This is a genomic window from Streptomyces odontotermitis (assembly GCF_050510915.1).
Classification (GTDB): domain Bacteria; phylum Actinomycetota; class Actinomycetes; order Streptomycetales; family Streptomycetaceae; genus Streptomyces.
In genome coordinates this window covers 32,176-52,782 of the sequence record NZ_JBNJLS010000021.1, presented here as the reverse complement: position 1 = coordinate 52,782, position 20,607 = coordinate 32,176, and the positions used below count along the sequence as shown (strand labels likewise).

Below are 20,607 nucleotides of genomic sequence, written 5' to 3'. Positions count from 1 at the left end.
CCGTGCGGGGGTGACCTCCTACCGCAATTCCTCGGGACGGATTCCGCAGTCGCCGGGGACCACGGGTGGGAGCCTGGGAGGGATGACGACGAAGACGGGCGGGCGCCCCGGTACGGAGAAGCGCGAGAGGCCCGCGACGAAGAAGCGCGGGCGCCGCCACTGGCTGCCCAACCAGCACGGGGCCTGGGCGATGCTCGCCGTGCCGTTCCTGGCGGGCACGCTCCTCGGCTCCCCGAGCTGGGCCCATCTGCCGCTGTTCGTGGCGTGGTTGGCGGGGTACGTCGCGGCCTTCCACGCCCAGCAGTGGGTGCGCCTGCGCCGGATCGCCCGCAACCCCAGGGCGCCCCGCCGGCACGTCCGCCCGGGGCTGGTCGCCGGCGCCGTCTGCGCGGTCTTCGGGGTGCCGCTGCTGTGGCCGTACTCGTGGCTGCTGCTCGCGGCCGCGTGCGCGCTGCCGTTCCTGGCCGTCAACGCCCTCTACGCGGCCCTCAACAAGGAGCGCGCCCTGGCCAACGGCCTGGTGGCCGTCGTGCCCGCCTGCGGCATGCTCCTGGTCGCCTACCACCTCGGAGGCGGCTCCGTGGCCGACGCCTGGCGTCCGGCGCTCGCGTGCCTGCTCTACTTCGCGGGGACGGTGCCGTACGTGAAGACCATGATCCGCGAGCGTGGTTCACGCGCGTACTACCGGGCGTCGGTCGCCTACCACGTGCTCGCCGTGGCGGCCGCGTACGCGCTGAGCCCCTGGCTCGCCCCGCTCTTCATGGCTTACGCGCTGCGCGCGGCGCTGCTCCCGGGGAAGGGCCTGAAGGTGGCCGTGGTGGGCGCCACAGAAGTGGTCGGCTCGCTCCTGCTCCTGGGCGCCCTCCTGGTGCTGTTCTAGAGCAGTCCCTTGCGCGTCAGGTGGTTGAAGAACAGCCACCCCGGAAGCACCGGCAGCCACAGCGTCAGAAGCCGGTACAGCAGCACCGCGGGCGCCGCCACGTCCTTGGGCAGGCCGACCGCGATCAGACCGAAGGTCAGCGTCGCCTCGACCGCGCCCACGCCGCCGGGGGTCGGCGCCGCGGACCCCAGGGCGTTACCGGCGAGGAAGACGACCGCCACGCTCGCGAGGCTCAGCGTCTCGACCTCGCCCCGGCCGAACGCCCGGATCGAGGCGTCCAGGCACAGCACGAACATCAGCGTCAGAAGCAGCATCCCGCCGATCCCGGTGAGCAGCTTCTGCGGCCGCTGCAGCACGTCCAGCATGCGCGGCACGACACCCGCGAACAGCGACCTCACGCGCGTGACGACGAACTTCCGCAAGAAGGGGATCGCCGTCACCACGAGGACGAGCACCGCCACCGACAGCAGGCCCGCGATGACCGTCCTGGACGGCGACATCGTCGGCGTCTTCTCTGTGCCCGTCACATAACCGAAGACAAGGAGAAGCACGATGTGCGAGCCGAGCCCGAAGAGCTGGGAGGCGCCGACGCTCGCCATCGCGAGTCCGGAGCGCACCCCGGACCGCTGCAGGAAGCGGGTGTTGAGCGCGACACCGCCCACCGCGGCGGGCGCCACGATCTTCACGAACGACCCGGCCACCTGAGCCGCCACCGTCCGCAGGAACGGCACCCGCTCCGGCACGAACCCGAGCAGGCTCATCGCCGCCGCGAAGTAGCTCAGCGCGGAGAACGCCACCGCCGCCGCGACCCAGCCCCACTCGGCCTTCTCCACGATGGTGCCGAACTCGACGTGGGCGAGCTGCGACAGCAGGAAGTACGCGCCGACGGCACCGGCGATGAAGCTGATCAGCGTGCGCGGTTTGATCCGCTCCAGCTGGGCCGGTTCGACGGGCGCCGTCGGCCGGATGAGCAGCACCTGGTGCCGGATCTGGGTGAGCAGGTCCTCCTCGCGGGCCTGGTCCAGCGCCTCGTCTATGGCCTGCTTCTCGGCCTGCTTGTCCGCCTGCTTCTCCGCGCGTACGGCCTTGCGGTCGGGGTCGGCGGCGGAGGTGCCCGCGGCCGCCTCGGCACGCGCCTGCTTGGCCTTCTGGGACGCCTCCAGGACCATCTCGCGCTCGCGCTGGGAGCGCTCGCGGGCCAGCTTGCGCAGGGTCGCGCGCGTGGAGCGGGTGAGCGCGATGGGCTGGAGCAGCGGCAGGCAGTCGGCGATCGCGTCCGGTCCGAGGACCTCGACACCGGCCGCGACGGCGCGCTCGGCGCCCACGCGAAGGCCGGTGGTGGTCAGGAGCTGCGCGATGTCCATGCGCAGCAGCAGATCGCCCGCCGCGATCTCGCCGCCCCGCAGATCGGTGAGGATGACCGTGCCGGAACGATCCACCAGAATCGCGTCGCCCGCGAGCCTGCGGTGCGCGATCCGCCGCGACTGCAGCGCCTGCACCTGCCGCCACGTCTCGCGCAGCAGATCGTCGGTGACGGCCTCGTCGGGCAGCGAGTCCAGAGAACGGCCGCCGGTGTGCTCGTAGACGAGCATGACGGCGTCGGGGCCCAGCTCCGAAGTGGCGATCAGCTTGGGCGCGTTCGCCCCCGCCGCGATCGCCGCGTACGCGAGCAGGGCCTCCTGCTCCAGAGCCTGGCGCAGCGACTGGAGGCTGCGGCGCTGGGTGATCCCGCGCAGCGTGAGCCGGCGCCAGACCCGGTAGAAGAAGCCCTGCGCCTGCTGTTCCCGGTCGACGACCGTGACGTCCAGAGGCGGGCCGTCCTCCAGGGTGACGAAGTAGCGGCGGCCGCGGTCGCCGTGCTCGGCGCTGCTGGCCGGGACCTCGTCGCGGGCCGCGCTGACCGGGCGGAAGCCGACGTGCCGGAGACCGGCGAGCAGCGTCTGACCGGTGGGGCGCACATTGGGCGAGCCGACCGCGTACAGCGTGCCGTAGGCCACGCTCCAGCCGATGAGCACCGTCAGGATGATCGAGAACGGCGTCGTGTAGCCGGTCACGAGCATCGTGAAGGCGTCGAGCAGCAGGACCAGCCACAGGACGGCGCGCCAGCGCGGCCTGCGGGACATGCCCACCGCCGTCATGTACGCGATGACGGGCGCCAGGTAGCCGTGCACCGGGTCGCTGAGCGCGTGCAGCTCACCAGGAGTGGGCCGGGTGAGGGCGCTCTGGATGGAGTCGGGGGCGGCCTTGGCCACCCACAGGTCGGTCGCGAGCGTCACACCGTGGGCGAGCACCGCGGCCAGGACGCCGTCGGCGATGCGCAGCCCGTCCCGCTTGATAAGCCGCTCGATCGCGAACGCCACCGGGACGAGCAGCACCCCGATCGCGGCGACCAGGCCGGCCAGCTTGATCAGCAGATCGGGTGCCTGGTCGGTGCCGTTGTTGATGTCCTGCTGGAGTCCGGACGTGGTGCCGTGCGCGAACCCCGCGACGGCGAGCAGCACGGCGATCGCGAGGACGCCGACCAGGAGGCGCATGAGGTCGGAGGGGCGGTGCACGCGCGCGGCGAGCAGCGGTTCGTCGCCCTCCACCGGGTCGGTGTGCGCGTCGTCGTCACCCTCGCCGCAGCCGGGCGGGACGCGCTCCTCGGCCTCTTCTTGTTCCTTCGGGCCGGATTCCTGCTCCGGTCGGACGGGCTCCGGACGCGACTGTGCCGCAGGGGTGCCCGCCGCCCTATCGGGGTGCACGCCCTGCTGCTCCGTGGTCTCTTCTTGATCTCGTATCACCAGTCACCGCCCGCACGATGGTGGCATGCTCCGCCGACAGAGGGGGGCATCAGGGGGCGATGCGGGGTCGCGATGTGGTCACGAAGCGCCACTTTCCGTCGGTGTCGGTGGGGTGCGGCAGGATGGGGCGGATGAGCCAGGGAGCCGCGGGAGCCGAAGAGTACGTCGAGCGGGTGCTCGAAGTCGCCGAGCTGATTCCACCGGGACGCGTGCTGACGTACGGGGACGTGGCGGAGTGGCTGGAGCAGGGCGGCCCCCGCCAGGTCGGCCGGGTGATGGCGCTGTACGGAGGGTCCGTTCCGTGGTGGCGCGTGGTCCGGTCCGACGGCGTGCTCCTGTCCGGCCACGAGCTGCGGGCCCTGGAGCACTACCGCGCCGAGGGCACGCCCTTGAAGGAGGCGTCGCGGGCCGCCGAGGGCCATGTGCCGCGCCTCGACATGCGCCGGGCGCGCTGGGACGGGGCGGCCCTGGGCGACGGCACGGCCGCGGGCGGCGCGGCAGGTCACGCGGCTGACGACGCTCGCCCGCAGGCTCCGGAAGCTCACAACTGACAGCTTCCGCCAATCCGCGCGCGTGCGGTGGACCGGTGGCCCGTACGGGGGAAGCCACGCGTCCCGGGTCGCCCCTGGCGTAGCGTCGGGAGCACGCATCCCGCTCACCCCGCAGCCGTCGCGCGGCCGCCCCGAGACCAGGACGCACAGCACACCCAGCACACCCACCAGGACCGGCGATCCACGTGAGCTCCCCTTCTTCCGTCCGGCACTCCCGGCACCCGTCGCACCTCCCGGTACGACAGGGGACTGCGGGTGCCTACCGACTGGTGCGTACCCCGCCGGCCACGATGGATCCCCCTCGTCTGGACGCACGTCAGCGGGCTGTGGTTGACCACGGCGCCGGTCCTCTCCTCGTGCTCGCCGGTCCGGGGACGGGCAAGACGACGACGCTGGTGGAGTCCGTGGCGGCCCGCGTCGCCCGGGGGACCGACCCCGCGCGCGTGCTGGTCCTCACCTTCAGCCGCAAGGCCGCGGTGGAGCTGCGCGACCGCATGGCACTGCGCATCGGGGCCGCCCGCGCCCCGCAGGCGACCACGTTCCACTCGTTCTGCTACGCCCTGGTCCGCGCCCACCAGGACAGCGAGCTGTTCGTGGAGCCGCTGCGGCTGCTGTCGGGTCCCGAACAGGACGTGGCGGTGCGGGAGCTGCTCGCGGGCCAGATCGACCTGGAGGCGGCGGGCCTCGGACACGTGCGCTGGCCGGACGAGCTGCGCGCCTGCCTGACGACGCGCGGCTTCGCCGACGAGGTGCGCGCGGTCCTCGCCCGCAGCCGCGAGCTGGGCCTCGGCCCGGAGGCCCTGGGCGCCTTCGCCGCGCGCACCGGCCGCCCCGACTGGGGCGCCGCCGCCACGTTCCTCGCCGAGTACCTCGACGTCCTCGACCTCCAGGGGGTGCTCGACTACGCGGAGTTGGTGCACCGCGCGGTGCTGCTCGCGCAGCGCCCCGACGTCGCGCGCGTGCTGGGGCAGCGGTACGACGCGGTCTTCGTGGACGAGTACCAGGACACGGACCCGGCGCAGGTGCGGCTGCTGCAGGCGCTGGCCGGCGGTGGCCGCTCCTTGGTGGCCTTCGGCGACCCGGACCAGTCGATCTACGCGTTCCGGGGTGCGGACGTGAACGGCATCCTGGAGTTCCCGGCGCACTTCCCGCGCGCGGACGGCACCGAGGCGCCGGTCGAGGTCCTGACGACGTCGCGCAGATCGGGCGCGGGCCTGCTCGCCGCGACCCGCGTGATCACCCGGCGGATGCCGCTGACCCGGCTTCCTTCAGGAGCCGTCCGCGCCCACCGCGAACCGGCGGCCACCAGGGAGGGCGGCCGGGTCGACGTGTTCACGTATCCGACGGCGGGCGCCGAGCTGGACAACATCGCGGACATCCTGCGCCGGGCTCACCTGGAGGACGGCGTCCCCTGGAGCGAGATGGCCGTCCTGGTCCGTGCGGGCGCCCGCACGATACCGGCGGTGCGCCGGGCCCTCTCGGCGGCGGGCGTCCCCCTGGACATCGACGGCGACGACATCGCGCTGCGCCACGAACCGGCGGTGACCCCGCTGCTGACGGCGCTGCGGGCGGTGGCGACGGCGGCGGTGGCGGGAGCGGATGCGGGTGCGGGCTCCCAAGAGGGCTCGGAAGAGAGCTCCGAGGAGGGCCTCCAAGGGGACGGCACCGCACCCTCCTGGCTCGACACCGAGACCGCCCTCACCCTCCTCACGTCCCCCCTCGCGGGCATGGACGCCGCCGATCTGCGCCGCCTCGGCCGGGCCCTGCGCGAGGAGGAGCGCGCCGCGGGCAACCATCTGCCGCCGCCCTCGGACGAGTTGCTGGCCCGCGCGCTCGCCGAGCCGGAGCGCCTGGTCGCGCACGACCCGACGTACGCCAGGGGTGCCCAGCGGCTCGGCGCGCTGCTGCGCAAGGCGCGCGAGGGCCTCGCGGGCGGCGGCACCGCGGAGGAGGCGCTCTGGGGGCTGTGGGACGGCACCCCGTGGCCGCGCCGCCTGGAGCGCATGGCGCGGCGCGGCGGCGCGGCGGGCCGCAACGCCGACCGCGACCTGGATGCGGTGTGCGCGCTGTTCGCGGTCGCGGCGCGGGCGGAGGAGCGCACCGGCGGCCGGGGCGCCCTCAACTTCCTGGCGGAGATCGAGGCGCAGGACATAGCGGCGGACACGCTCACCCGCCGCGCGGTGCGCCCCGACGCCGTACGCCTGATGACGGCGCACCGCTCCAAGGGCCTGGAGTGGCGGCTCGTCGTGGTCGCAGGCGTCCAGGAGGGTCTCTGGCCGGACCTGCGCCGCCGCGGCTCCCTCCTTGAAGCCGACCGCATCGGGCGGGACGGACTGGCCGAGCCCCTCACGCCCGGAGCGCTCCTCTCCGAAGAGCGCCGCCTGTTCTACGTGGCCGCCACGCGCGCGCGTGAGCGTCTCGTCGTCACCGCCGTCAAGGCGCAGGCCGACGATGGTGACCAGCCGTCGCGCTTCCTCACCGAACTCGGAGTCGAGCCGAAGGACGTGACCGCCCGCCCCCGTCGTCCGCTGTCCGTCGCCGCGCTCGTCGCCGAGCTGCGCGCCACCACCGTCGACCCCCGCGTCTCGGACGCCCTGCGCGAGGCCGCCGCGCAGCGCCTGGCCCGGCTCGCCGCCCTCAGCGACACGGACGGCCGGCCCCTCGTGCCGTCCGCGCACCCCTACCGCTGGTGGGGCATGGAGGAGCCGACGGCCGCCGCGGTGCCGCTGCGGGACCGGGACAAGCCGGTCGTGCTCTCCGGAAGCGCGCTCGACCAGCTCGCCAACACCTGTGCGCTGCAGTGGTTCCTGGGCCGCGAGGTGAAGGCGGACGCGCCCGCGACCGCCGCGCAGGGCTTCGGCAACGTGGTGCACGTCCTGGCCGACGAGGTCGCGTCCGGCCGCACCCCCGCCGATCTCGCCGTCCTCATGGAGCGGCTCGAATCGGTCTGGGACGCGCTGGCCTTCGACGCCCCCTGGAAGTCGGCCCAGGAGAAGGAGCACGCGCGCGTGGCGCTCGAACGCTTCCTCCAGTGGCACGTGATGGACCGCGCGGCCCGCACCCCGGTGGCGAGCGAGCACGACTTCGACGTGACCCTCGAAGCCGGTCCCTATGAAGTACGCGTACGGGGTTCCATGGACCGCGTCGAGCGGGACGGCGAAGGCCGCACCTACGTAGTGGACTTCAAGACCGGCAAGCAGGCCCCGAGCGCGGCCGAGGTCGCCCGCCACCCGCAGCTCGCCGTCTATCAGCTCGCCATCCAAGAGGGCGCCGCCGACGAGGCGTTCGGCGGCGTGCGCCCGGAGCCCGGCGGCGCGGAGCTCGTCCAGCTGCGCCAGGCGGCGGCCAAGCGGGACGGCGGCGAGCAGTTCCCCAAGGTGCAGGCACAGGGTCCGCTGACCGGCTCCGAGGGCGGCTCCGGGGACGGAGCGGGGGAGGAGGGCTCCGGGGAGTGGATCGGCGAGCTCCTCGCCACCGCCGCGGGCAAGGTCCTCGACGAACGGTTCACGCCCACCACCGGCCAGCACTGCACCCACTGCGCCTTCCGCGCCTCGTGCAGCGCGCGGTCGGAGGGGCGGCATGTCGTGGAGTGAGCATCCCTTTACGGAGGGACCCGTGGCATTTGTCACGTCCAACTCCGGGGCCCCATAGCACCCGCACAGGCGATCTAAAGTCTCGGTAAAGCTGAGTGGCCGGTTTCATCTGGCGCGGTCCGGCCCCGCACCTTTCCGAGGAGACACACAGATATGGCAGCCAACCGGAAGCTCCTGGCAGTGGCAGTCGTCTGCGCCGCCGCCGTCGTCGGCGTGACGGGCTGCAGCAGCGACAGCGGCGACAAGGACCCGTTCGAGGGCATGAGCGCCGACAAGATCGCGAAGAAGGCCGTCGACGCTTCCAAGGGGGCAGGCTCCTTCAGGATGACGGGCGACGGCAAGCAGGACGGCGACCCGATGAAGGCCCAGCTCGCGATCGCCAAGGGCGGCAACTGCACGGGCAAGACGGAGTTCGGCAAGGGCGGGACCGCCGAGCTGCTCATCGCCGACAAGACCATGTACATCAAGGCCGACAAGACGTACTGGCAGCAGGGCCCCGGTGACTCCAAGCTGGCCGACCGCGCCAAGGGCCGCTGGGTGAAGACGCCGAGCACCCAGAACGAGATGTGCAACCCGGACAAGTTGTTCGAGACCAAGAAGCTCAAGGGCGCCAAGCGCGCGGAGGACAGCGAGGTCGACGGCAAGAAGGCCGCCGTGCTGACCAAGAAGGACGGCAAGAAGACCCGCGAGTACTACATCGCCATGGAAGGAAAGCCGTACTTCCTGCAGGTCGTCACCAAGGGTGAGGAGGGGGGCACGGCGAAGTTCAGCGACTACGGCAAGCCCATCGTCGTCAAGGCCCCGGCGCCCGGCGAGGTGGCGGACCTTCAGAAGATCATGGGCTCCTGAGTCACCCTGGCTCAGCGGCGGGCACGGACGACCCGGACTCGTCCCGGCTGTCAGTGGCCGCCGCTAGCCTCTCTCTCGTGTCACCTCGCATCACCGATCCCGAGCAGCTCAAGGAGCTCCTCGGCATCCCGTTCACCCCGGAGCAGACGGCCTGCATCACGGCGCCGCCCGCCCCGCAGGTGATCGTGGCCGGAGCCGGCTCGGGCAAGACGACGGTGATGGCCGCCCGCGTGGTCTGGCTCGTCGGTACCGGCCAGGTCGCCCCCGAGCAGGTCCTCGGTCTGACGTTCACGAACAAGGCGGCGGGCGAGCTCGCCGAGCGGGTCCGGCAGGCGCTCATCAAGGCGGGCGTCACCGACCCCGACACACTCGACCCGGACGACCCTCCGGGCGAGCCCGTCATCTCCACGTACCACGCCTTCGCGGGCCGCCTCCTGACCGACCACGGCCTGCGCATCGGCCTCGAGCCCACCGCCCGCCTCCTCGCCGACGCCACCCGCTTCCAGCTCGCCGCGCGCGTGCTGCGCGAGGCCCCCGGCCCGTATCCCGCGCTCACCCGCTCCTTCCCGGACCTCGTCAGCGACCTCCTGGCGCTCGACAGCGAGCTCGCCGAGCACCTGGTGACCCCCGAGCGCCTGCGCGCCCACGACGCGGAGCTGCTGCGCACCCTGGAGGACGTCAAGCTCAGCAACGCCGATCTGCGCAAGGCACCCGAGGCGGCCGCCGCCCGGCGCGAGCTCGCCGAACTCGTCGGGCACTACAGAAGCGCGAAGCGCGCCCGCGACCTCCTCGACTTCGGCGACCAGATCGCCCTGTCCGCGACACTGGCCCGCACCCGCCCCGAGGTCGGCGAGATCCTCCGGGACGAGTTCCGCGTCGTGCTCCTGGACGAGTACCAGGACACGTCGGTGGCCCAACGCATCCTCCTCGCGGGCCTGTTCGGGGGCGGCACGGGCCATCCGGTGACCGCCGTCGGCGACCCCTGCCAGGCGATCTACGGCTGGCGCGGCGCCTCCGTGGCCAACCTGGACGACTTCCCCGAGCACTTCGCGTACGCCGACGGACGCCCCGCCGCCCGCCACGCGCTCAGCGAGAACCGCCGTAGCGGCGGCCGCCTCCTCGACCTCGCCAACGGCCTGGCGCAGCCGCTGCGCGCGATGCACGCGGGCGTGGAGGCCCTGCGCCCCGCCCCCGGGGCGGAGCGCGACGGAGTCGTGCGCTGCGCCCTGCTGCGCACCCACTCCGAAGAGATGCGGTGGATCGCCGACTCGATCGCCCACCTCGTGGCCACGGGCACCGCCCCCGGAGAGATCGCTGTCCTGTGCCGCACGGCGACCGACTTCGCCGAGATCCAGGGCGCCCTGGTCGCCCGCGACATCCCCGTCGAAGTCGTGGGCCTCTCCGGCCTGTTGCACCTCCCCGAGGTCGCCGACCTGGTCGCCGTCTGCGAGGTGCTCCAGGACCCGGGGGCCAACGCCTCGCTGGTGCGCCTCCTCACCGGCCCGCGCTGGCGCATCGGCGCCCGCGACCTCGCCCTCCTGGGGCGCCGCGCCCGCCTCCTCGTACGGCACGGGCACGCCGCACCCGACGACCCGGACCGCCGTCTCGCCGAGGCCGTGGAGGGCGTGGACCCGGCCGAGGTGATATCGCTCGCGGACGCCCTCGACACCTTCCTGGAGCCCTCCTTGGAGGGGCGCACGGGCGGGCCGGACGACGACGGGCTGCCGTTCTCACCGGAGGCGCGCGTGCGGTTCGCCCGCCTCGCCGCCGAACTCCGCGATCTGCGCAGGTCGTTGGCGGACCCCCTGATGGACGTGCTGCACCGCGTCCTCGCCGTCACCGGCCTGGAGGTGGAGCTGTCCGCGTCCCCGCACGCGCTGGCCGCCCGCCGCAGGGAGACGCTCGCCAACTTCCTGGACGTCGCCGCGTCCTTCGCCGCCGACGACACCTCGGCGAACCTCCTGGGCTTCCTGGCCTTCCTGCGCACCGCCGCCCAGTACGAGAAGGGCCTGGACAACGCCCTGCCGGGCGGCGAGAACACCGTCAAGGTGCTGACCGCCCACAAGTCCAAGGGCCTGGAGTGGGACGTCGTCGCCGTCCCCGGGCTCGTCACGGGCACCTTCCCCAGCACCCAGGGCCGCGAGAAGTGGACCGCCCAGGGCAAGGTCGTCCCGCACGCCCTGCGCGGCGACGCGGCCACGCTGCCCGACATCGAGGCGTGGGACTCCAAGGGCATGAAGACCTTCCACGAGGCGATGAAGGACCACCAGCACACGGAGGAACTCCGCCTGGGCTACGTCACGTTCACCCGCCCCCGCTCCCTGCTCCTGGGCTCGGGCCACTGGTGGGGCCCCACCCAGAAGAAGCCGCGCGGCCCCTCGGACTTCCTGACGGCGCTGCACGACCACTGCGCGGCCGGCCACGGGGAGATCGAGGCATGGGCCGACGAGCCGGGCGAGGACGAGGAGAACCCCGCCCTGCACGAGCACGCGGCGGAGCACGCCTGGCCGCTGCCGCTCGACGCGACCTCCCTGGCCCGCCGCCGCGCCGCCGCCGACACCGTCATGGCCCACCTCGACCGCATGGCGGCCCACTCGCACGACGAGCCGCACCCTTCCGTGTCGCCCGCCGTCGCACACGACTCCGAAGCGGCGTACGACCCGGAGTGGCCGCCGCCGGAGGACGAGCCCCCTTACGGCGAAGTCCCTTACGAGGACGACGCGTTCCCGCCCGGCGGACCGGAAGCGGACGCGGCCGAGGACTGGGACGCGCTCCCCACGACCCGCCCGGCCCCGCGCGCCCAGCCGCCGCACCAGGGCATGCCCCCGCGCGCGGAGACCCCGGAGCCCCAGGCGGCCCCCCACGCGCGCGTGCCGCACCCCACCACGCCCCTCACTCCGGAGGAGACCCGCACCCTCACCTCCTGGGACCGCGACCTGGAAGCCCTCGCCGGCGAGCTCCTGCGCGCCCGCGACGGCGTGCGCGACGTGCCCGTGCCCGCCTCGCTCACGGCCACCCAGCTGCTGCGCCTGGCCGCCGACCCGGACGGCTTCGCCCGCGAACTCGCCCGCCCGATGCCCCGCCCGCCGCAGCCCGCGGCCCGCCGGGGCACCCGCTTCCACGCCTGGATCGAGGCCCGCTTCGAGGAGCTGCGGCTGCCGATGCTGGACCCGGACGACCTGCCCGGCGGCGCCCCGGACGAGGCGGAGATCGCCGACGAGCGCGACCTGGAAGCCCTCAAGGAAGCCTTCGAGCGCAGCGCGTACGCCCACCGCAAGCCCCACCGCGTCGAGGCGCCCTTCCAGCTGGAGATCGCGGGCCGTGTCATCCGGGGCCGCATCGACGCCGTCTACAAGGAGGGCGACGGCGCCGACGCCACGTACGAGATCGTCGACTGGAAGACCAGCCGCACCCACAGCGCCGACCCGCTCCAGCTCGCCGTCTACCGCCTCGCCTGGGCGGAGCGCCACGGCCTGCCGCCGGAGGCGGTGACGGCGACCTTCCTGTACGTGCGCAGCGGCGAGACCGTCCGCCCCAGGTCGCTGCCCGGCCGGGCCGAGCTGGAGCGCCTCCTCCTGGAGGAGCCCGCGGACGGGGCGCCCGGGGAGGCTCCGGACGGGTCCGCTCCGGGGGCCGGATAGGCTCGTGAGCATGAGCCAGTCCGTTGACAACGCCGTCAGCGATGTCCGTCGGTACATCGAGAACCACCGCGCCGCCTTCCTCGACGACCTCGCCGAGTGGCTGCGCATCCCCTCCGTGTCGGCCCAGCCCGAGCACGCGGGGGACGTCAGACGCAGTGCCGAGTGGCTCGCCGGATCCCTCAAGGAGACCGGCTTCCCGACCGTCGAGGTCTGGCAGACGCCGGGCGCGCCCGCTGTCTTCGCCGAGTGGCCCGCGGCCGACCCGGAGGCCCCCACGGTCCTCGTCTACGGCCACCACGACGTCCAGCCCGCCGCCCGCGAGGACGGCTGGGACACCGAGCCCTTCGAGCCCGTCGTCCGCGGAAACCGCCTCTACGCGCGCGGGGCCGCCGACGACAAGGGCCAGGTCTTCTTCCACACGCTTGGTGTGCGCGCCCACCTCGCCGCGACCGGCCGCAGCGCGCCCGCCGTCCACCTCAAGCTGCTGATCGAGGGCGAGGAGGAGTCCGGCTCCCCGCACTTCCGCGCGCTGATCGAGGAGCGCCGCGAGCGCCTCACCGCCGACGCGGTGATCGTCTCGGACACCGGCATGTGGTCCGAGGACACCCCGACCGTGTGCACCGGCATGCGCGGCCTCGCCGAGTGCGAGATCCAGCTGTACGGGCCCGACCAGGACATCCACTCCGGCTCCTTCGGCGGCGCCGTGCCCAACCCGGCCACCGCCGCGGGCCGCCTCGTGGCCGCCCTCCACGACGAGCACGCGCGCGTGGCGATCCCGGGCTTCTACGAAGGCATCACCGAACTCACCGAGCGCGAGCGCGAACTCTTCGCCGAGCTGCCCTTCGACGAGGCGCAGTGGCTGCGCACCGCGAAGTCGCACGCCGCCCACGGAGAGGCCGGCCACACCACCCTCGAGCGCATCTGGGCCCGCCCCACCGCCGAGGTGAACGGCATCGGCGGCGGCTACCAGGGAGCGGGCGGCAAGACGATCGTCCCCTCGTCCGCGCTCCTGAAGCTGTCCTTCCGGCTCGTCGCGGGCCAGGACCCGGACCGGGTCGAGAAGGCCGTATCCGCCTGGGTGGCCGACCAGCTGCCCACCGGGATCCGGCACACGATCACCTTCAGCGCCGCCACCCGCCCCTGCCTGACCCCGCTCGACCACCCCGCGCTCCAGTCCGTCGTACGGGCCATGGGGCGCGCCTTCGAGCAGGAGATCCGCTTCACGCGCGAGGGCGGCTCGGGCCCCGCCGCCGACCTCCAGGACGTGCTCGGCGCACCCGTGCTCTTCCTCGGCATCTCCGTACCGTCCGACGGCTGGCACGCACCGAACGAGAAGGTGGAGCTCGATCTGCTCCTCAAGGGAGTCGAGACCACCGCCTACTTGTGGGGCGATCTCGCGGAGCACTGGCGCGATGCGCACTGAAGCCGCGCCCGCCCCGCCGCACCTGCCCGGCCCGTCCGCACCGGCCGTCCTGCTTGTCCTGCTTGTCCTGCTGAACCACCCATTCCACCGGGGGAGTTGGAAGCACCTGTGACCACCTGGACCGACCGCACAGCCGACCGTCCCGTCTCGCTCACGGAGCCGAGCGGTATCGACCGGGCGGCGCACCACCGCCTCGACGAGGCATGGCTCGCCGCCGCCTGGAGCCACCCCACGACGCGGGTCTTCGTGGTCTCCGGCGGCCAGGTGCTCATCGACGAGACGCCGGACGGCGCCACCGAACTGGTGATGACGCCCTCCTTCGAGGCGCCCCTCACCGAGGCCCACCGCTACTTCCTGGGCACGGACGACGACGGCGTCAGCTACTTCGCGCTCCAGAAGGACACCCTGCCGGGCCGCATGGACCAGTCGGCGCGCCCCGCGGGCCTGCGCGAGGCGGGGCTGCTCCTGTCGCCCCGGGACGCGGGCCTGATGGTGCACGCCGTCGCCCTGGAGAACTGGCAGCGCCTGCACCGCTTCTGCTCGCGCTGCGGCGAGCGCACCGTCATCGCGGCGGCGGGCCACATCCGCCGCTGCCAGGCGTGCGGCGCCGAGCACTACCCGCGCACCGACCCCGCCGTGATCATGCTGGTCACGGACGACCAGGACCGTGCCCTCCTCGGCCGCCAGGTGCACTGGCCCGAGGGCCGCTTCTCGACCCTCGCGGGCTTCGTCGAGCCGGGCGAGTCCATCGAGACGTCGGTGCGCCGCGAGGTCTGGGAGGAGGCGGGCGTCGTCGTCGGCGACGTCCAGTACGTCGCCAGCCAGCCCTGGCCGTTCCCCTCCAGCCTGATGCTGGGCTTCATGGCGAACGCCACGTCCTCGGAGATCAACGTGGACGGCGAGGAGATCCACGAGGCCCGCTGGTTCTCACGCGAGGACCTGCGCGCCGCGTTCGCCTCCGGCGAGGTCCTGCCCCCGTACGGCATCTCGATCGCCGCCCGCCTCATCGAGCTCTGGTTCGGCGAGCCCCTGCCGAAGCCCGGCACGGTCGGCTGAGCCGCTCCGCCGAGGCCCGGACACAAAGAAGACCCCGACCCGCCGTCACGGCTGGTCGGGGTCTTTCGGTGCGCGAGGCAGAGCGCCGGCGGCGATCAGGCGCCGAGGGCCTGCTTCACCTGGGCGAGCGAGGGGTTGGTCATGACCGACTCGGTGCCCTGCGGAGAGACCACGAGGACGGTCGGCACCGTCTGGTTCCCGCCGTTCGCCTTCTCGACGAAGGCCGCGGACTCCGGGTCCTGCTCGATGTTGATCTCGTCGTACGCGATGCCCTCGCGGTCCATCTGGCCCTTCAGGCGGCGGCAGTAGCCGCACCAGGTGGTGCTGTACATCGTCACAGTGCCCGGCATTTCTCGCGCTCCTTTGTTGCTCGGGTGCGTCATCGCACTGCTGAAGAACGTACGTGACCCGGCCACCATTCCCGCATTAGTACGACTGCAACTGTCTCCCTGTGGACAAGCGCCTCGCCCGCCCCCGGGGACCTGGCAGCATGGCGGGGTGACAGCAGCAACGCACTCCTCCCTCTTCCCGCAGGTTCCGGACTCTGCCGACGCGGTGCTCGACGGGCTCGACCCCGAGCAGCGCGAGGTGGCGACCGCCCTGCACGGACCGGTGTGCGTGCTCGCGGGCGCGGGGACGGGCAAGACGCGCGCGATCACACACCGCATCGCCTACGGGGTGCGGGCCGGGATCCTCCAGCCCGCGAGCATCCTCGCCGTCACGTTCACCAACCGCGCGGCGGGCGAGATGCGCGGCCGCCTCCGCCAGCTCGGCGCCACCGGAGTCCAGGCCCGCACCTTCCACTCCGCCGCCCTCCGCCAGCTCCAGTACTTCTGGCCGAAAGCAGTCGGTGGACCGCTGCCCCGCCTCGTCGAGCGCAAGATCCAGCTCGTCGCGGACGCGGCGGCCGCCTGCCGCATCCGCCTGGACCGGAACGAGCTGCGGGACGTCACCGGCGAGATCGAGTGGTCCAAGGTCACCCAGACCGTCCCCGCGGACTATGCGGCGGCGGCCGCGAAGGCCGGCCGCGACGCCCCGCGCGACGTGGCCGAGATCGCCCAGCTCTACGGCGCCTACGAGGAGCTGAAGCGCGACCGCTCCGTCATCGACTTCGAGGACGTGCTGCTCCTCGCCGTCGGCGTCCTCCAGGACCGCCATGACATCGCCGAGCAGGTCCGCTCCCAGTACCAGCACTTCGTGGTGGACGAGTACCAGGACGTCAGCCCGCTCCAGCAGCGCCTCCTGGAGCTGTGGCTCGGCGACCGCGACAGCCTCTGCGTCGTCGGCGACGCGAGCCAGACGATCTACTCGTTCACCGGCGCGACCCCCGACCACCTCCTGAACTTCCGCACCCGCCACCCGGGCGCGACGGTCGTCAAGCTGGTCCGGGACTACCGCTCCACACCCCAGGTGGTCCACCTCGCCAACGGCTTGCTCTCCCAGGCCCGCGGCCGCGCCGCCGAGCACCGCCTGGAGCTGATCTCCCAGCGCGACCCCGGCACCGAGCCGGTCTACACGGAGTACGCGGACGAACCGGCCGAAGCCGAAGGCGCCGCCCGCCGCATCCGCGCCCTCCTGGCGGACGGCGTGCCCGCCAGTGAGATCGCCGTCCTGTTCCGTACGAACTCCCAGTCCGAGATCTACGAGCAGGCCCTCGCCGACGCCGGAGTGCCCTACCAGCTCCGGGGCGCCGAGCGGTTCTTCGAGCGCCAGGAGGTGCGGGAGGCGGGCGCCGCCCTGCGCGGAGCCGCCCGCTTCGGCGGCAACGACTCCCTCCTGGACGACGCCGTCGACCTGCCCTCACAGGTCCGCGCGGTCCTGTCGACGAAGGGCTGGACGACCAACCCGCCCGCCGGATCCGGTGCGGTGCGCGACCGCTGGGAGTCCCTCGCCGCCCTGGTGCGCCTCGCCGAGGACTTCGCCGCCGCCCGGCCGGAGGCGACCCTGACCGACCTGGTCGCCGAGCTCGACGAGCGGGCGAGCGCCCAGCACGCCCCCACCGTCCAGGGCGTCACCCTGGCCTCGCTGCACGCCGCGAAGGGCCTGGAGTGGGACGCCGTTTTCCTGGTCGGCCTCGCCGAAGGCATGATGCCGATCACGTACGCCAAGACGGACGAGCAGATCGAGGAGGAGCGCCGCCTCCTGTACGTCGGCATCACCAGGGCCCGGCTCCACCTCTCCCTGTCGTGGGCGCTCTCCCGCTCGCCGGGCGGGCGGCCGAACCGCCGGCCCAGCCGGTTCCTCGACGGGCTGCGGCCGGGCTCGGGCGGCGCCGGGTACCGCGCCGCGGGGGGCGCGGGCGGCATCGAGCGGGGCAGCGGGGGCGAGGCGCCCGCAGGTGCCCGGCCCCGGCGGCGGGGCAGCAGGAGTCCGGCCAGGTGCCGGGTCTGCGGCCGCACGCTCACCGAGGCGGGCGAGATGAAGCTGATGCGCTGCGAAGACTGTCCTTCGGACATGGACGAAGGACTCTACGAGCGTCTGCGGGAGTGGCGATCGGGCCAGGCGAAGCTCCTGGGACAGCCGCCGTACTGCGTCTTCACGGACAAGACCTTGATCGCCATCGCCGAGGCCGCACCGGACGAGGAGGGTGACCTTGCCCGCATCCCCGGCGTCGGTGTCCGCAAGCTGAATCGCTTCGGCGCCGATGTCCTCGCCATCTGCGCAGGTCAGGAGCTTGGAGGAGACGATGAGAGCAACTGATTCAAACTCGTCGAAAAAATAGTTTGCGCATGCGCGAGGAAGACCCATAGGTTCTTAAGCACGGGAACGGCGGCTTCTCTGAAGCCACCGCCCCGTGCTGTACTTGTTCAGACCGCAGAACCGGCCCCGGCCGGTTCCCGAGACGCCGAGAGGAGGCGAATTCCAGTGATCAGCATCAACGAGAGCTTCACCAGCACCGTCAAAATGACCGATCGCTCGGTCGTCGCTTCCTGCCTGCTCGGCTTCTCGAACCTGGGCACCGGTCTGTCCAGCGGCATTGCCATTGCCGCCCCGCGTCCGATGTCCGCCCTGCCTCTCTCGGGCCTTCCCGTCCGCGAGGGCAATGAGCGACCGACCAAGGCACTGGAAGCAGTAGCGAAGGCGCAGGCCCCTGCCTATGCCTTTGCGGCAGCCGGTGCCGGATCCCGCAAGCAGCAGACGACGCAGCACCACACGATGTGGGCCTTCCGTGGGCTCGAACCCTGGAGTGATCCAGCCTGATCTCGGCATCAGGCCGGCGCCTTCAGGGCCGCGGAACCCCACCAGGGATCCGCGGCCCTTCTGTTTTCCCCAAAACGGGGACGACGGAGCGAAGGGGCCACAGCAAGACCCGGTACCAGCCGCCAACCGGCCGACCCAGGCCGGAACGACCAGACGAGGAAGAACACACCGTGCAACTCGAAGCGCACGCCCCGTCCGTACCGCCTTCAGAGACGAACCCCCCGCCCGTGCCTACGGAGGACCCGACCTTGACTCCCCTCACCGCGCTCACCGCGCTCGACGACGCCATCGAGAACCTCGGCGTACCCGTCCCCTGCCGTGCCTACGACCCGGAGGTCTTCTTCGCGGAGTCGCCGGCGGACGTCGAGTACGCCAAGTCCCTCTGCCGTACCTGCCCGCTGATGGAGGCATGCCTCGCCGGCGCCAAGGAGCGGCGTGAGCCGTGGGGCGTCTGGGGCGGCGAGCTCTTCGTCCAGGGTGTGGTCGTTGCCCGCAAGCGGCCGCGTGGTCGCCCGCGTAAGAACCCGGTCGTGGCATGAGCACCGCCGGAACGATCGATCGCCCCCTGACGCACGACCCCCAGAAGCAGGCCCCGATGAAGGCAGCAGCCACCAGCGAACCCGCGGGTTCCGCTACCTCAGACTTCACCACCACCGGCGCGACCGACTCGCGTCAGAACAGGACCCGTGAGATGCAACTCATCCCAGAAGCCATGGCTCGTGCCCATATGCATGAGCGACTGCGCGAGGCCGAGGCGGACCGCCCGGCCCTGCGCCTGGCGGCCGCCCGCCGGATGCAGCGTCGCGCCGAGCGCGCGTCCCTGCGTGCCCGGCGTGCGCTCGCCATCGCGGTCATGCAGTAAGCGCCCGGGCCGCCCACGGCGGCCGGGCCGTGCGCCCCGGCGCACAGACAGCGCAGCAGTTCCCACGCGGGGGCCGGTCCGAACGGACCGGCCCCCGCGGTGCGTTGTGCCGGGCGAACCTCCGGCAGCGGCGATATGGTCGCCGAGTGGACCAGCAGCACGCTCAACCCGCGGGCGCCGAGGACCTTGTCTGCTCCCGCTGTGGCACGGTCGCCGACGGCACGCCGCCGACCTGGACCTGCTCCGTCGAGAACGGAACCCGTCGCTACTTCTGCGACACCTGTGCCCGCGCCAACATCAGAGCCATCGAGGGACGGCTCGACTCGGCCTGGTGGTGACGGAGCGGGCGACGCCGCTCAGGCTTCGGCAGCCGGCTCCTCCACCACCGCGCCGAACTCGCCCTCGTCCGCGCCCTCGTCGTCCGGGCCCGGGGCGAAGCCCGGCATCCACTCCTCCAGCTCGTCCCGCATCCGCACCGTCGCGCCGAGCTGACAGAGCACCCCGATCGTGCTCAACGTCACACGGTGGATGAGCAGATACGACGGCGGCAGGTTGAGCCGCTTGCCCAACTGGTAGGCGGGGGACCGGGGATCGGCCACCCGCGCCGCCTGGCTGCGCATCCAGCCCCGGGTGAAGGTGAACTCGTCCACCTGCGCGGGCTCGATGATCGGCAGCAGGTAGTCGAGGACCGCGTCCGGCTCCAGGTCGACCGACTCCTTGACGAAGCCCTCCTCGCACAGCAGGTCGTAGACCGCATTGGCCTCGCCCTCGAGGGTCATCCGCAGGGAGTCGCCGATCGTCTCCGGCAGGCCGCCGGGCAGCCGGTCCACCGTGCCGAAGTCCAGCACCCCGAGCCGCCAGCCGCCCTTCTCGCCGGGCAGCAGACGGAAGTTGCCCGGGTGCGGGTCGGCGTGCAGCAGACCGGTGCGGGCCGGGCCGGAGAAGAGGAAGCGGGTGAGGAGCTGGCCCGCGCTGTCCCGCTGATCCTGCGTGCCGTCCGCGATCACCTCCGCCAGCGGGACGCCGTCCATCCACTCGGTCACCAGGACCTGGTCGCACTGGAAGACGACGTGGGGCACCACCACATCGGGGTCGTCCGCGAACTCCTCCGCGTGGGTGCGCTGGGCCTGTGCCTCCAGGTCGTAGTCGAGCTCCTCGGAGACACGGTCGCGCAGCTCCGAGATGAGCGGCTTGATGTCCATGCCCGGGACCAGCGGGCCCAGGAGGCGGGCGAACCGGCTGAGTTGGTTCAGGTCCGAGAGCAGCGCCTCGCCCGCGCCGGGGTACTGCACCTTGACGGCGACCTCGCGGCCGTCCTCCCACACCGCGCGGTGGACCTGCCCTATGGAAGCGGCCGCCGCGGGCTTGTCCTCGAACTCCTGGAAGTGCTCGCGCCAGGTCGCGCCCATCCGCTCCTCGAGCACGGAGTGCACCGTGCGGGTCGGCATCGGCGGCGCCGCCTCCTGCAGCTTGGTCAGCGCGGCGCGGTAGGGGCCGGCCACCTCCTCGGGCAGCGCGGACTCGAAGACCGAGAGCGCCTGGCCGAACTTCATGGCCCCGCCCTTGAGCTCGCCCAGCACCTTGAACAGCTGGTCCGCCGTGCGCTGTTGGAGCTCACGCCCGACGATCTCCGCCGACTTGCCACCGATCCGTTTGCCAAGCCCCCAGGTCGCCCGCCCGGCGAAGCCGAGCGGCAGCGCTGCCAACTTGGCGGTACGGGTGACCGCCTTCCGGGGAAGATCAGACATGCGCCCCTCCAAAACCCAGA

At 72.8% G+C, this 20,607-nt stretch carries 15 protein-coding genes; 12 read left to right on the top strand and 3 right to left on the bottom strand.

What is annotated here, in order from left to right:
• The first annotated feature begins 82 nt into the window (after nt 1-82).
• The gene (locus tag ACQB60_RS37215; protein ID WP_496930520.1) at nt 83-880 is read left to right on the top strand and encodes a YwiC-like family protein; all 798 of its coding nucleotides are present in this window, start codon (nt 83-85) and stop codon (nt 878-880) included.
• On the opposite strand, the gene ACQB60_RS37210 is transcribed toward ACQB60_RS37215, so the two are convergent.
• Nucleotides 877-3,663 (bottom strand): lysylphosphatidylglycerol synthase transmembrane domain-containing protein, encoded by a 2,787-nt coding sequence (locus ACQB60_RS37210; protein ID WP_496930519.1) that lies wholly within the window; start codon nt 3,661-3,663, stop codon nt 877-879. The two genes, ACQB60_RS37215 and ACQB60_RS37210, sit on opposite strands and share 4 nt — an antisense overlap.
• A gap of 131 nt (nt 3,664-3,794) precedes the next feature.
• On the opposite strand from ACQB60_RS37210, the gene ACQB60_RS37205 reads away from it, so the two are divergent.
• The 6 genes from ACQB60_RS37205 (at nt 3,795) to nudC (ending at nt 14,776) form a co-directional block, all read left to right on the top strand.
• Nucleotides 3,795-4,214: an MGMT family protein gene (locus ACQB60_RS37205; RefSeq protein WP_496930518.1), complete on the top strand. Its 420-nt coding sequence runs from the start codon at nt 3,795-3,797 to the stop codon at nt 4,212-4,214.
• A gap of 290 nt (nt 4,215-4,504) precedes the next feature.
• Entirely contained in the window at nt 4,505-7,807 is a 3,303-nt protein-coding gene (locus ACQB60_RS37200) for an ATP-dependent helicase (RefSeq protein ID WP_496930517.1), read from the top strand.
• Nucleotides 7,808-7,960: 153 nt separating this feature from the next.
• A complete protein-coding gene (locus tag ACQB60_RS37195) occupies nt 7,961-8,656 on the top strand; it encodes a hypothetical protein (protein ID WP_496930516.1) in 696 nt (231 codons plus the stop codon).
• 77 nt (nt 8,657-8,733) lie between these two features.
• The gene (locus ACQB60_RS37190; RefSeq protein WP_496930515.1) at nt 8,734-12,297 is read left to right on the top strand and encodes an ATP-dependent helicase; all 3,564 of its coding nucleotides are present in this window, start codon (nt 8,734-8,736) and stop codon (nt 12,295-12,297) included.
• 10 nt (nt 12,298-12,307) lie between these two features.
• A complete protein-coding gene (locus tag ACQB60_RS37185) occupies nt 12,308-13,720 on the top strand; it encodes a dipeptidase (RefSeq protein WP_496930514.1) in 1,413 nt (470 codons plus the stop codon).
• 108 nt (nt 13,721-13,828) lie between these two features.
• On the top strand, nt 13,829-14,776 hold the full coding sequence (gene nudC / locus ACQB60_RS37180; RefSeq protein WP_496930513.1) for an NAD(+) diphosphatase: 948 nt from the start codon (nt 13,829-13,831) through the stop codon (nt 14,774-14,776).
• 95 nt (nt 14,777-14,871) lie between these two features.
• On the opposite strand, the gene ACQB60_RS37175 is transcribed toward nudC, so the two are convergent.
• Entirely contained in the window at nt 14,872-15,126 is a 255-nt protein-coding gene (locus ACQB60_RS37175; RefSeq protein ID WP_384846816.1) for a mycoredoxin, read from the bottom strand.
• Nucleotides 15,127-15,217: 91 nt separating this feature from the next.
• Between ACQB60_RS37175 and ACQB60_RS37170 the strand changes: the two genes are divergently transcribed.
• The 5 genes from ACQB60_RS37170 (at nt 15,218) to ACQB60_RS37150 (ending at nt 19,177) form a co-directional block, all read left to right on the top strand.
• Nucleotides 15,218-17,476 (top strand): ATP-dependent DNA helicase UvrD2, encoded by a 2,259-nt coding sequence (locus ACQB60_RS37170; RefSeq protein WP_496930608.1) that lies wholly within the window; start codon nt 15,218-15,220, stop codon nt 17,474-17,476.
• 165 nt (nt 17,477-17,641) lie between these two features.
• Nucleotides 17,642-17,977: a hypothetical protein gene (locus tag ACQB60_RS37165; protein WP_384846818.1), complete on the top strand. Its 336-nt coding sequence runs from the start codon at nt 17,642-17,644 to the stop codon at nt 17,975-17,977.
• A gap of 170 nt (nt 17,978-18,147) precedes the next feature.
• A complete protein-coding gene (locus ACQB60_RS37160) occupies nt 18,148-18,516 on the top strand; it encodes a WhiB family transcriptional regulator (RefSeq protein WP_384846820.1) in 369 nt (122 codons plus the stop codon).
• Complete coding sequence (locus ACQB60_RS37155; protein WP_496930512.1) at nt 18,513-18,839, top strand: putative WhiB-interacting protein; 327 nt, start codon at nt 18,513-18,515, stop codon at nt 18,837-18,839. Before ACQB60_RS37160 ends, ACQB60_RS37155 begins: the two co-directional genes overlap by 4 nt.
• A 146-nt stretch (nt 18,840-18,985) precedes the next feature.
• Nucleotides 18,986-19,177: a hypothetical protein gene (locus ACQB60_RS37150; protein ID WP_384842292.1), complete on the top strand. Its 192-nt coding sequence runs from the start codon at nt 18,986-18,988 to the stop codon at nt 19,175-19,177.
• 18 nt (nt 19,178-19,195) lie between these two features.
• On the opposite strand, the gene ACQB60_RS37145 is transcribed toward ACQB60_RS37150, so the two are convergent.
• A complete protein-coding gene (locus tag ACQB60_RS37145; protein WP_496930511.1) occupies nt 19,196-20,587 on the bottom strand; it encodes an ABC1 kinase family protein in 1,392 nt (463 codons plus the stop codon).
• Nucleotides 20,588-20,607: the final 20 nt, after the last annotated feature.

Coding starts and splice junctions, on each gene's coding strand:
- ACQB60_RS37175 (WP_384846816.1), bottom strand. CDS start 15,126: ATGCCGGGCACTGTGACGATGTACAGCACCACCTGGTGCGGCTACTGC.
- ACQB60_RS37155 (WP_496930512.1), top strand. CDS start 18,513: ATGAGCACCGCCGGAACGATCGATCGCCCCCTGACGCACGACCCCCAG.
- ACQB60_RS37200 (WP_496930517.1), top strand. CDS start 4,505: ATGGATCCCCCTCGTCTGGACGCACGTCAGCGGGCTGTGGTTGACCAC.
- ACQB60_RS37145 (WP_496930511.1), bottom strand. CDS start 20,587: ATGTCTGATCTTCCCCGGAAGGCGGTCACCCGTACCGCCAAGTTGGCA.
- ACQB60_RS37185 (WP_496930514.1), top strand. CDS start 12,308: ATGAGCCAGTCCGTTGACAACGCCGTCAGCGATGTCCGTCGGTACATC.
- ACQB60_RS37215 (WP_496930520.1), top strand. CDS start 83: ATGACGACGAAGACGGGCGGGCGCCCCGGTACGGAGAAGCGCGAGAGG.
- ACQB60_RS37205 (WP_496930518.1), top strand. CDS start 3,795: ATGAGCCAGGGAGCCGCGGGAGCCGAAGAGTACGTCGAGCGGGTGCTC.
- ACQB60_RS37195 (WP_496930516.1), top strand. CDS start 7,961: ATGGCAGCCAACCGGAAGCTCCTGGCAGTGGCAGTCGTCTGCGCCGCC.